Annotated in this window: 13 protein-coding genes; 5 read left to right on the forward strand and 8 right to left on the reverse strand. The window is 63.7% G+C overall.

Going from position 1 to position 11,515, the window contains the following annotated elements:
• Window positions 1-118 precede the first annotated feature (118 nt).
• Window positions 119-2,152, reverse strand: coding sequence for a methionine--tRNA ligase (gene metG / locus OU419_RS07640; protein WP_254471609.1), 2,034 nt, complete (start codon window positions 2,150-2,152; stop codon window positions 119-121).
• Window positions 2,153-2,336: 184 nt separating this feature from the next.
• Between metG and apbC the strand changes: the two genes are divergently transcribed.
• The gene (apbC, locus tag OU419_RS07645) at window positions 2,337-3,431 is read left to right on the forward strand and encodes an iron-sulfur cluster carrier protein ApbC (protein ID WP_254471608.1); all 1,095 of its coding nucleotides are present in this window, start codon (window positions 2,337-2,339) and stop codon (window positions 3,429-3,431) included.
• Between the two features lie 110 nt (window positions 3,432-3,541).
• A complete protein-coding gene (dcd, locus tag OU419_RS07650) occupies window positions 3,542-4,108 on the forward strand; it encodes a dCTP deaminase (protein ID WP_254471607.1) in 567 nt (188 codons plus the stop codon).
• A 96-nt stretch (window positions 4,109-4,204) separates the two neighbouring features.
• Here dcd and OU419_RS07655 read toward each other — a convergent pair whose 3' ends face one another.
• On the reverse strand, window positions 4,205-4,747 hold the full coding sequence (locus OU419_RS07655) for an AAA family ATPase (RefSeq protein ID WP_254471606.1): 543 nt from the start codon (window positions 4,745-4,747) through the stop codon (window positions 4,205-4,207).
• On the opposite strand from OU419_RS07655, the gene OU419_RS07660 reads away from it, so the two are divergent.
• Entirely contained in the window at window positions 4,746-4,892 is a 147-nt protein-coding gene (locus OU419_RS07660) for a hypothetical protein (protein ID WP_254500542.1), read from the forward strand. The genes OU419_RS07655 and OU419_RS07660 overlap by 2 nt on opposite strands.
• A 48-nt stretch (window positions 4,893-4,940) precedes the next feature.
• Here OU419_RS07660 and OU419_RS07665 read toward each other — a convergent pair whose 3' ends face one another.
• The 3 genes from OU419_RS07665 to OU419_RS07675 form a co-directional block, all read right to left on the reverse strand.
• Window positions 4,941-7,481 carry a penicillin acylase family protein gene (locus tag OU419_RS07665; RefSeq protein ID WP_254471605.1) on the reverse strand — a complete coding sequence of 847 codons (2,541 nt, stop codon included), beginning with the start codon at window positions 7,479-7,481 and terminating at the stop codon, window positions 4,941-4,943.
• A gap of 173 nt (window positions 7,482-7,654) precedes the next feature.
• Complete coding sequence (locus OU419_RS07670; RefSeq protein WP_254471604.1) at window positions 7,655-7,852, reverse strand: SEC-C metal-binding domain-containing protein; 198 nt, start codon at window positions 7,850-7,852, stop codon at window positions 7,655-7,657.
• An 8-nt stretch (window positions 7,853-7,860) separates the two neighbouring features.
• Window positions 7,861-8,346, reverse strand: a complete 486-nt coding sequence (locus tag OU419_RS07675; RefSeq protein ID WP_254471603.1) for an LEA type 2 family protein — start codon at window positions 8,344-8,346, stop codon at window positions 7,861-7,863.
• Between the two features lie 122 nt (window positions 8,347-8,468).
• On the opposite strand from OU419_RS07675, the gene OU419_RS07680 reads away from it, so the two are divergent.
• A complete protein-coding gene (locus tag OU419_RS07680; protein ID WP_254471602.1) occupies window positions 8,469-9,020 on the forward strand; it encodes a hypothetical protein in 552 nt (183 codons plus the stop codon).
• Here OU419_RS07680 and OU419_RS07685 read toward each other — a convergent pair whose 3' ends face one another.
• The 3 genes from OU419_RS07685 to OU419_RS07695 form a co-directional block, all read right to left on the reverse strand.
• On the reverse strand, window positions 9,021-9,647 hold the full coding sequence (locus OU419_RS07685; RefSeq protein ID WP_254471601.1) for a trimeric intracellular cation channel family protein: 627 nt from the start codon (window positions 9,645-9,647) through the stop codon (window positions 9,021-9,023).
• A 106-nt stretch (window positions 9,648-9,753) separates the two neighbouring features.
• Entirely contained in the window at window positions 9,754-10,227 is a 474-nt protein-coding gene (locus tag OU419_RS07690; RefSeq protein ID WP_254471600.1) for a YchJ family protein, read from the reverse strand.
• Between the two features lie 2 nt (window positions 10,228-10,229).
• On the reverse strand, window positions 10,230-10,718 hold the full coding sequence (locus OU419_RS07695) for a DUF6231 family protein (RefSeq protein WP_254471599.1): 489 nt from the start codon (window positions 10,716-10,718) through the stop codon (window positions 10,230-10,232).
• Between the two features lie 140 nt (window positions 10,719-10,858).
• Here OU419_RS07695 and OU419_RS07700 point away from each other — a divergent pair, with 140 nt between their 5' ends.
• Window positions 10,859-11,488, forward strand: a complete 630-nt coding sequence (locus OU419_RS07700) for an OmpA family protein (protein ID WP_254471598.1) — start codon at window positions 10,859-10,861, stop codon at window positions 11,486-11,488.
• Window positions 11,489-11,515 lie beyond the last annotated feature (27 nt).

The following is an 11,515-nucleotide window of genomic DNA, read 5'->3' on the forward strand; positions in this document are numbered from 1 at the left end:
GAGCGTTGAGTCCTTCGGAGGGCGGCCAGTCTAGCGATTGTCCGGCGCGAACGGGTGTGACGGTCATCGCACACGAAAACGCCGGCGATGTGCCGGCGTTTTCGGGGGGCGGGCGGGTTTACTTGACGCGCTGTCCCGGCTTGGCGCCGCTGTCGGGGCTCAGCAGGTAGATTTCTTCACCGCCGGGGCCTGCCGCCAGGACCATGCCTTCGGACACGCCGAACTTCATCTTGCGCGGGGCCAGGTTGGCCACATAGAGGGTCAGGCGGCCTTCGAGCTTGCTCGGGTCCGGATAGGCGCTCTTGATACCGGAGAACACGTTGCGCTTCTCGTCGCCGATATCCAGGGACAGGCGCAGCAGCTTGTCGGCACCTTCGACGAACTCGCACTTCTCGATCAGAGCGATGCGCAGGTCGACGGCGGCGAAGGCGTCGAAGTTGATCTCCGCGGCCAGCGGATCCTTGGTCAGCTCGCCGTTACCGGCGGGCTTGTTGGCGGCGGCGAGGTCTTCCTTGGAGGCTTCGATCATGGCTTCGATTTTCGCGGGTTCGATACGGGTCATCAGGGGGTTGAACGGGTTCAGTTGGTGATTGGCCAGCAGTTGCTCGTGGTCGCTCCACTTCAGCGGGGCGACGTTGAGGAAGGTTTCGGCGGCTTTGGCCAGTTTCGGCAGCACGGGCTTGAGGAAGATTACCAACTGACGGAACAGGTTGACGCCCAGGGCACAGATAGCCTGCACCTCGTCCTGCTTGCCTTCCTGCTTGTTCAGCGACCACGGTGCCCTGTCGGCGATCCAGGCATTGGCCTGGTCGGCCAGGGCCATGATTTCGCGCATGGCGCGGCCGAAGTCGCGGGCCTCGTAGGCGGCGGCGATGCTCGGCGCTGAGTTCCTGAAAGCTTCCACCAGCTCCGGCGCCGGGTTGGCGTCGACCAGCACACCGGCGTTGCCCTTGTGAATGAAGCCGGCGCAGCGGCTGGCGATGTTGACGACCTTGCCCACCAGGTCGGAGTTGACCTTCTGCACGAAGTCTTCGAGGTTCAGGTCGAGGTCGTCGACGCCGCGGCCCAGCTTGGAGGCGTAGTAGTAGCGCAGGTATTCCGGGTCCAGGTGGTCCAGGTAGGTGCGCGCCTTGACGAAGGTGCCGCGCGACTTGGACATCTTCTGGCCGTTGACGGTCAGGTAGCCATGCACGTTCAGCGCGGTCGGCTTGCGGTAACCGGCGCCTTCGAGCATGGCCGGCCAGAACAGAGCGTGGAAGTTGACGATATCCTTGCCGATGAAGTGGTACAGCTCAGCGTCGGAACCCTGTTTCCAGTAGGTGTCGAAGTCCAGCTCCGGGCGGCGCACGCAGAGGTTCTTGAAGCTGGCCATGTAGCCGATCGGCGCGTCCAGCCAGACATAGAAGTACTTGCCCGGTGCGTCGGGAATCTCGAAGCCGAAGTAGGGCGCATCGCGGGAGATGTCCCACTCCTGCAGGCCGGCGTCCAGCCACTCGGCGAGCTTGTTGGCCACCGAGTCCTGCAGGGTGCCACTGCGGGTCCACTGCTGCAGCATTGCCTGGAAGTCAGGCAGCTTGAAGAAGTAGTGCAGCGACTCCTTGAGTACTGGAGTAGCACCGGAGATCGCCGATTTCGGGTCCTTCAGTTCGGTGGGCGAGTAGGTCGCGCCGCAGGCTTCGCAGTTGTCGCCGTACTGGTCGGCGGTGCCGCACTTGGGGCAGGTGCCCTTGATGAAGCGGTCGGCCAGGAACATCTGCTTTTCCGGGTCGAAGTACTGGGTCACCGGACGGGTCGCGATGTGGCCAGCTTCGCGCAGCTTCAGGTAGATGGCCGAGGACAGCTCGCGGTTCTCTTCCGAGTGGGTCGAGTGGTAGTTGTCGAAGTCGACCATGAAGTCGGAAAAGTCGGCCATGTGCTCGGCGCGCACGCCGTCGATCAACTGCTCCGAGGTGATGCCTTCGCGCTCGGCACGCAGCATGATGGCCGAACCGTGGGCGTCGTCCGCGCACACATACACCGCCTGGTTGCCACGCATCTTCTGGAAACGCACCCAGATGTCGGTCTGGATGTACTCCAGCATGTGACCCAGGTGGATCGAACCATTGGCGTAGGGCAGGGCGCTGGTGACGAGGATCTTGCGGGCTTCGGACATGATGATCGGCCGTTCCGGAAAAACGAGGGAAGTCGGCAACTATATAGGGCCGAACCAATTTTTTCATCCGTATGCCGCCTGGCAGTAGGCGTCGGGCACCTTGCGGCCGATGAGCGCGAGCAACGGCGCGGCGAGAGGCGTAAGATGCCCGCCTATCCTGCTCAGTCTTTCATCGGGAGTAGCCATGAGCGCCGTCACCCATGCCACGGTGGAGACCGTCCTCCGCCAGATCATCGATCCCCACACCGGCCAGAACCTGCTGGAAGCCGGCTATCTGCGCGACCTCGACATCCAGGCTGGGCGAATCGCCCTTACGCTGGAGCTGGGTTATGCCGCAGGTCTGTTCAAGAACGGCCTGGCGCAGACCGTGCAGATGGCGCTGGAGGCCCAGGACGGCGTTGCGTCGGCGCAGGTGAAGGTCGAAACCCGCATCGCCGCGCACAAGGCGCAGGCGCAGGTGCCGGGGATGAGCAACGTGAAGAACATCATTGCCGTGGCTTCCGGCAAGGGGGGCGTGGGCAAGTCCACCACCGCTGCCAACCTCGCGCTGGCGCTGGCCCGCGAAGGTGCCAGGGTCGGCATCCTGGATGCGGACATTTATGGTCCCAGCCAGGGCATCATGTTCGGCATCGCCGAAGGCACCCGGCCGAAGATCCGCGAGCAGAAGTGGTTCATCCCGCTGGAAGCCTACGGTGTCGAGGTCATGTCGATGGCCTTCCTGACTGACGACAACACCCCGGTGGTCTGGCGTGGCCCGATGGTCTCCGGCGCGCTGCTGCAACTGATCACCCAGACCGCCTGGAACGACCTGGATTACCTGGTCATCGACATGCCGCCGGGCACCGGTGACATCCAGTTGACCCTTGCGCAGAAAGTCCCGGTGGCCGGTGCGGTGATCGTCACCACCCCGCAGGACCTGGCACTGCTGGATGCCAAGAAAGGCGTGGAGATGTTCCGCAAGGTCAACATCCCGGTATTGGGCGTGGTGGAGAACATGGCGGTGCACATCTGCTCCAATTGCGGCCATGCCGAGCATCTGTTCGGCGAGGGGGGCGGTGAGAAGCTGGCCGCGCAGTATGGAGTCGACCTGTTGGCCTCGCTGCCGCTGTCGATGGCCATCCGCATGCAGGCCGACGGCGGCAAGCCGACCGTCATTGCCGACCCGCAAAGCCAGCTCGCGATGATCTACCAGGAAATGGCCCGCAGCGTTGGTGCGCGCATCGCCCTGAGCGAGAAGGCGGCGCCAGCCATGCCGAGCATCTCGATCAGCGACGACTGAGATCACTCTTGCAGATGAGCTTCCGGGTGTGACCGCCGGCCCTTTGCCGCGAAGGGCCTGCCCCGGTAAGATTCGCCTTCTTTTTTCAACCGCCTCACAGGACACCCGCCATGAGCATCAAATCGGACAAGTGGATTCGCCGCATGGCTCAGGAACACGGCATGATCGAGCCGTTCGTCGAGCGCCAGATTCGCGGTGCCGATGACAGCCGGGTGATTTCCTACGGTGTTTCCAGCTACGGCTACGACGTGCGCTGCGCCGCTGAATTCAAGGTCTTCACCAACATCCACTCGGCGGTGGTCGATCCGAAGAACTTCGACGAGAAGAGCTTTGTGGACATCAATAGCGATGTCTGCATCATTCCGCCGAACTCCTTTGCCCTGGCCCGCACCGTGGAGTACTTCCGCATTCCGCGCGATGTGCTGACCATCTGCCTGGGCAAGAGCACCTACGCGCGCTGTGGCATCATCGTCAACGTGACCCCTCTGGAGCCGGAGTGGGAAGGACACGTGACCCTGGAGTTCTCCAACACCACCAACCTGCCGGCGAAGATCTACGCCAACGAGGGCGTTGCGCAGATGCTGTTCCTGCAGTCTGACGAAGCCTGCGAGGTTTCCTATCGCGATCGCGGCGGCAAGTACCAAGGGCAGACTGGGGTTACCCTGCCGAAGGCCTGATCTTCCCGCGCAGACCAAAACCGGGCCGTGGCCCGGTTTTTTATTGCCTGCCTGACGGTGAGGGCATCCCCTGCGAAAGCGCCTCTGCTCAGGCGCCTATACGCCCAGCCGTGCCAGAAGAAATTCCGCTCGCGCCTCCAGGCTCTCCAGCGGCAATTCCACGACTCGATAGCCCAGCTCCTCGTAGACCGCGCGCATCACCGTCGCCGTTCTCTGCGCCTCGGCGAAATCCTGGCGGCGTTCCGTGTCATTGCAATAAATGGCTTCCCACGGCGGGGCGAGGAAGACCGTCCGGGCGTGGCGCAGTTCTTGCGCCGCGCGCAGTAGCTCCACTGAGGCTGCAAGGCCGCAAAGGCGCGCATAGCCGAGTACATCCGGCAGGCCCCGGTCGAACAGCCAGATTCCGCCGGCCTTCAACGCCTGGTCCCGGCTTTCCAGTGCATGTTCGAACATCTTCTGGCAGAAGGCCGCACGGTTCGCCCAGGGCAGTGCATCGCCGCCGAGGGCAATTTCCTGGCGAATGATCGAGCGGCCACCTTCTTCGACGATGTTCAGGCCGCTTTGGCGATGCAGGTGTTCGAGCAGCGTGCTCTTGCCGGCGCCGGGGCCGCCGGTGAGGACGAAAAGGGATTCGGACATGACGAAGACTCCAGGTGAATTGGATGTGGGAGTGCGTGCCGGGGAATTTCTTGCGGAAAGGGAGTACAGCGCAGGTGAGGCGGGAAAAAAGAAAGGCACCCAAGGGGTGCCCGAAAATGATCATGGAGTAAGTCGACAGTTCTGACTTCCGGTGCGGGAAACAAGTTCCCGCTCCTGGAAAAAATTCAGCCGATTACTTTTGCGGCACCAGCGTCAGGCGTCTCACGCCGTAGACCTTCTCCAGATTCTGCGACTGGAAGGGGAAGGTCATGTAGTTGCCCTTCAGCCAGGCATCGATGCCATCGGCATAGTGCGGGCTGGCCGGGTTGCCGGACTGGCCGCTGCTGTTGAGGCCGATCATCGGCTCGCTCTGGCCGAAGTCGACGATGATGCGCATGGCCGGGATCAGCCAGGTATCGAAGTCCGAACCCCAGTGGTAGGCAGAGACGTTCAGGGTGCTGTGGTCACCGCCGGCCGGGTACGGGCCGCGGTCGAGGTAGCCCTTGATCGCGCCCAGACTGGCGCGCTCGCCGGCGCTCAGGTTGGGTGCCATCTTGGTGCTGTCGCTGACCCATTCGTAGGTATGCAGCTTGCCCCATTGCCAGGCGCGGCGATCGCTGCCCAGCTTCTGTTCGCAGAGGGCCGTGGCTGCGGCGAGGCTGCGGGCGAGGATCGCTGGCTTGTCTTCCTTCTGCGGGGTACGGGTGTCGTCCCAGAATGGACTGTCGTCGCGGCCGAGCAGATGGTCGGCCTGGGCCGAGTAGGAGAGGTTGGCGTTCTCCACGAAGGCTTTCCACGACGGGCTGTCTTCCGGGCCGAGCTCGTCGAGGAAGATCTGCTTACTGCTTTCCTGCAGGAAGGCTTCGTACAGCGCGGCATCGCCGGAGGTTGGCGAGAGCTTGCCGTCGAAGGCCATCAGTCGGTCCAGCGCTTCGCGGGCTCGGGCACGCTGGTCGGCGGGGAGGGCGTCGATGGCCTTCTTCAGCGGCTGCGCCATGCCCGGGGCGTCCAGCATCGCCTGCAGTTTGCCGGCGAAGGGCGTGGTCTGGTCGTACTGCATGGCGATCATGCTGCGGTAGTCGTGGCTCTTGCTCGCACCGGCCAGTTGCGCGATGCGCTCGTAGCGCTCCGGGTAGTACCAGGAACTGGAGAGCTGTGCACCATAGCCAGGCTGCACGGTGCGGTGGTTGGCGGTGCCGAGCCAGCCTTGCGCCGGGTCCTGGTCGGACGGATGCAGGATCGGGTCGGCGTAGCCATCCCAGTCGTAGCGGCCATCCCAGCCGGGAGAGGGCAGCAGGCCGCGTCCTTCCTTGCGGTTGGGGAAGCGCCCGGTGACCTGCCAGCCGATGTCCTTTTCGTCGGCGAACAGGATGTTCAGCGCCATCGCGCGTACGTCGCGGGTGGCGTCGAAGGCCTGCTCGACGTTCTTGGCTCGGGAAAGGTCGAAGAAGGCGTCCAGGGTGCGGTCGGACTCCGCCTGGATGCTCTGGTAGGCGATGCCGTAGCCACTGGACAGCGGCAGCGGTTGCAGTTCGTGCTTGCGCTCGCCCAGCGCACTGTTGAGCAGCGGGCCGTGGCGGGTCTCGTAGATCGTCTCGCGAACCGGGCTGCGTCCCTTGATGAAGAAGGTTTCGTTGCGCTCGATGGCCGGCTTCCACTGGCCGTCGGCCAGATAGTAGAGCTTGTTGCCCTGGCGCTTCACCTGCTCGAGGAAGAGGTCCTGGTTATCGCCCATGACCATCGTCATGCCCCAGGCCAGCTTGCCGTTGAAGCCAGCTACCACGCCTGGCACCCCAGCGATGGAGACGCCCGCGGCGCTGAACTTCGGCGAGCGTATCTGCACGTAGTTCCACACAGACGGCATGGACAGCGGCAGGTGGGTGTCGTTGGCGAGAATGCTCTTGCCACTGCGGCTGCGCTGCGGGGCGATGGCCCAATTGTTGGAGGCGGCGACGCCCATCATCTGCAGCGCGGCGACCTGGCCGGCGGCGCGATCCAGGGCATCGAGGCCGGCGATCCTGCCGTCCAGGCGCAAGCCCTTGAGCTTGTCTGCTTCCTCGAACGGCAGCGGTTCGTCCGGATAGATGGGCGTCAGCCACGGCAGTTTGTCGACCCCGACCTTCTGAGCGAGCACCAGCGACGCGATCTCTTCCTGCAGGTTCACCGCCAGGCCGAAGTTGAGCAGGCTGAAGACCAGCGCGGAGTCTTCCGGCTTCCAGTATTCGGGGCGATAGCCGGACTCGGCGAGGTCCATCGGCAGCTTGTCGCGATAGCGGTACAGGTAGGCGTTGACGCCACGCGCGTAGGTCTCGAAGAAGCGCTTGATGCGTGGCGAGGAGCCAGCGTAGAGCGCGTCGGCGGCCTTCTTCAGATTCACTGTGCGCATGAACCGGTCGGTTTCCAGCGCGCCGGGGCCGACCATCTCCGACAGCCTGCCCTGGGCCATCAGGCGCAGGCCGACCATCTGGCTGATGCGGTCGCTGGCGTGGACGTAGCCCAGGGTGAACAGCGCGTCGTGGAAGTTGCTGGACTCGATCAGCGGCATGCCCAGCGAGTTGCGGCGGATCGACACGTTGTCGGCCAGCCCCTTGATCGGCTGCACCCCGGTGGTTGGGGGCAGGCTGTCGGAATAGCGGTCGTTCAGCCAGCTCTGGCAGCCGGTAAGACTGACTGCGGCGCTGAGGGTGGCGGCAAGGCCGAAGCGGGGAAGCTGGCGGAAGGCTCGCGGGGCCATGTGAGTGTGCTCCTGCACAGAAATCGCGTGGAGTGGAAAGGCGCTACGTTAGTGAGCCAGGGGATGCCGCGCAAGCCGCGCGCGGCGGGAATTTCAGGCACTGGCCAATAGTCTGGCCGGATAGCAGAAGGCCCGCGCTGGGCGGGCCTTCGGAAGATGCTGGCGGGCTTCGGTCAGGCGCCGTGGCACTTCTTGAACTTGCTGCCGCTGCCGCAGGGGCATGGGTCGTTGCGGCCCACGTCCTTCAGCGGATTACGCGCCGGCTCGTGGCTGTGACTGCAGTGCGGACCGTGCACATGGCCGTGGTCGTGATGGTCGTGGTCATGGTCGTGATTGCAGTTCGGACCGTGTACGTGGGGTTCCTGGCTCATGATGAAGCTCACTCGGGGATGAAATCGCCGGGAATTATCTCGCCATTGCGGGCGATGTGCACGCTTCTGCCGAACAGCAGGCCGGTCTTCACTTCGCCATCCAGGCGGTAGCGGATCGGCTTGTCGGGGTCTTCCAGCAGCTTGACGATGTACTTCATGTGCCGCCACAGGTTGGTGGTCACTGGGATCTGGAAGTTTTCATGGCCATTTGCGGGGACTGTGAACCAGGTGCTCGACTCGCCCTCGGCGAGCTCGACATCATTGAGCTTGATCTTGTATGCCAGGCCGCGTACCGGAAGGCTGAAGTCGTTCGGGTTGTCGATCTGGAAGTACAGGGTGAACTCCTGTTCCAGCAGGCGTGCTTTGACGACGTCAACCTTCACCAGCTTCACTTCTGGTTGTACGAAATCGCCTGCCATCCAGCTGCAACCCGACACTAGGCTGAACAACCAGAACAGGCTAAGAATTCTTATCATTTGCGCCTGATAATTCATGTCTATCCCCCAAGACGCCCCAGTGTACCAAGCACCTGCTCGGCTGCAAGTTGTTGTTACGTTAAAAGAAGCTGCACCATACTGGCCGAATGTAACCGGCGGGTTAACACAGGAGAGTGATAATGAGCCGCTATGAGATCGCGTTCTCGGGGCAGATTGTCCCGGGGGGGCAACTGGATACCGTGAAGGCCAACCTGGCGAAACTGTTCCAGGCCGATGCGCAGCGCATCGAACTGCTGTTCTCGGGCCGCCGGATGGTGATCAAGAACAACCTGGACGAAGCGTCGGCCGAGAAGTACCGCAGCGTGATCGAACGCGCCGGTGCGGTGGTCGAGGTGGTGGACATGGATGCGCAGATCGAGGAGATCGAGTTGGCGCCACCGCCGCCCGCGGCACCTGCTGCCCCTGTGCAGCCGGCAACGGTAGCGGCTCCGGGAGGCCTGAAGGTCGCTCCGCGCGACGAGTACATGGCGGCGTTCGCCGATGTCGAGGCGCCGGATTTCGGCCTCGCGCCGGTTGGGGCGGACCTGCAGGACGAGAAGGCCGAGGCTCAGGCGCCCAGGGTGGATCTGAGTCAGTTCAGCCTGGCGCCGGTCGGCAGCGACATGGGCCAGGCAAAGGCTGCTCCGGCAGGCCCTGCGCCGGACACTAGCCATCTGAAGCTGGCGGAGTGATCAGTCGCCCTGGTGCGGGTCGTCCTTGTAGACGAACTTGGGCATTTCCCAGCGGAAGCGGATCGCCAGCATGCGGAACAGGAAGCCGGCCGACAGTGTGATCAGCATGGCCTGTTCCTTCGGTACGTCGATCTGCAGGCAGATCAGGTAGCACCAGGCGCTGGCGAAGGAGACGCTGGCATACAGTTCGCGGCGGAAGATCAGCGGTACGTCGTTGCAGAAGATGTCCCGCAGGATGCCGCCGAATACCCCGGTGATCACGCCGCTGACCGCCGCGATCAGCAGGCTGTGACCCATCTCCAGGCTGACCTGGCAGCCGATCAGGGTGAATGCCACCAGGCCCACGGCGTCGAGCGCGAGGAACAGCGAGCGCAGGTGGCGCATCAGCGGTGCGATGAACACTGTCACCAGCGCCGCTGCGGCGGTGAGCGCCAGGTACTCCGGATGGCGCACCCAGGTCAGCGGGTAGTGCCCCAGCAGCATGTCGCGAACCGAGCCGCCGCCCAGTGCCGTCACGCAGGCCACCAGCACCACGCCGAACAGGTCCATGCTGCGGCGACCGGCGGACAGGGCGCCAGTCATTGCTTCGGCGGTGATGGCGATGATGTAGAGAACGGTCAGCAGCATGGCGAAGTTCCGCAAGGGCGCCGGTGCGGCATTCAGGCGCGCCCCGGGAAAAAGCGCGGATTCTAGCCCAGAGCGCCGGTGCGCCCAAGGGGCGGGCGCCAGGCTGTCATTCGATCCAAGGGCCGCAGCACTTCTTCAGCTTGCCGCCAGAGCCGCAGGGGCATGGGTCGTTGCGACCGAGTTTCATCGGCACGGTGGGATCGAGGAAGTACCAGCGTCCGCCGCGCTGGACGAACCCGGAGCACTCGCGATGGCTGTGTTCGCCAGTACCGTCGTGCCAGCGTGCGATGAAGGTAACGCGTGCATGTTCCGGCTGGCCGCCGAGTACTTCATGGCTTTCCACTTCCAGGCCCAGCCAGGTGCTGCCCAGGCTCCAGGCGCGGATCGCGTCCAGGTCCAGGCCGGCCTGCTGGGCTGGCAGCGTGGTGTCGCGCAGGTAGTCGACGAGGCCGAGCGCATAGGCGCTGTAGCGCGAGCGCATCAGCGCCTCGGCAGTGGCTGCGCTCTGGCCGGCGTGTAGCCGTCCGCAGCAGTCGGGTAGCGGACGACCGCTTCCGCAGGGGCAGGTCGGTTCGATCATGGTCACCACCAGTACTTGCCGAAGTTTTCCGGGTTGGCCCAGAACTTGGCATTGAGCCAGTCCGGGACCTGCTTGTATTCGTGAAGATCGTAAGTGAACAGAGTGATGACCTGCTCATCGCGCTGGAATCGCTCGCTGGCCTGCATGGCCAGGGCGTAGAAGTCAGTGTCTTCCGCCTGGGCTGCTTCGAGGTCGACCAGCACGGCTACGCGGCTGCTGTTGAGGTTGCGGATGCCGCCCACCAGATGTTGCGCTTCGCGGCGCGGCAGGTGCTCCAGGCAATCCGCCAGCAGGGCGAGGTCATAGCGGCGCGCGGCCAGGTCCGACGGCAACTCTCCTGCCGGTGCGTGCGACAGTTCGCAATCCGGATGTGCCGCAAGGAACGCGTCCACCGTCGGGATCTGGCTGGCGCCCACCAGCAGCAGGCGTTGCGGCTGGTAGCGGTCGAGCAGGGCGGCGAGGGCTTGTTGCGGTGTACGTGATGAAATCATGGGTCTCGTCGAAAACGATGGCAGATGCGCGAAGACTAGCGTGTGACACCCTTATGGCCTAGTGCTGGCGCATTCTGTCAGTGCCGTCTTTACTCGGTAATTGTCGGTCAAGACCCGATCATTAGAGGAGAGATGAATTTATGAGCATCACAAGGACCGCTTTACCCCTGCTACTGGTAAGCACGTTGCTCACCGGTTGCGCAGGGTTGCAGAAATCCGACTGGCCGACTTGCGCAGTGGTTGGCGGTGTCGGCGGCGCTGGTCTGGGCGCCACGGAAAGCAGCGCCTGGGCAGGTTGGGGTGCCTTGATTGGTGGTGTGCTGGGAGCGTCCTACTGCTGGGTGCATGGTGCTGAAGAACAAGTGGCCGTCGTGCCGCCCGCTCCGGCTCCGGAGCCTGCACCGGCGCCGCTACCCAAGGAAGAAACCATCGTCGTGCGTGACCTGCACTTCGCCTTCGACTCGTCGAAAGTCGATGCGCAGGACAAAGACAAGCTCGACACCATCGCCACTCGCCTGAAGGGTGAAGCCGCCACCACCGAGCTGAACATTTCCGGTCACACCGACAGCATCGGTACTGATGCCTACAACCAGAAACTGTCCGAGCGCCGCGCTCACGCGGTAGCGAACTATCTGGTGGATGCCGGCGTTCCCGCCAGCAGCATCAAGTCGGTCGAAGGCTATGGCGAGAGCCAGCCGGTCGCGGACAACAAGACCAAGGAAGGGCGTGCCGAGAACCGTCGCGTGGAAATCAAGATCACGCGTCAGTGATCCAGTCGTGATGTAGTAGACAAAGGG

It is taken from the genome of Pseudomonas triclosanedens (assembly GCF_026686735.1).
Lineage (GTDB): Bacteria > Pseudomonadota > Gammaproteobacteria > Pseudomonadales > Pseudomonadaceae > Pseudomonas > Pseudomonas triclosanedens.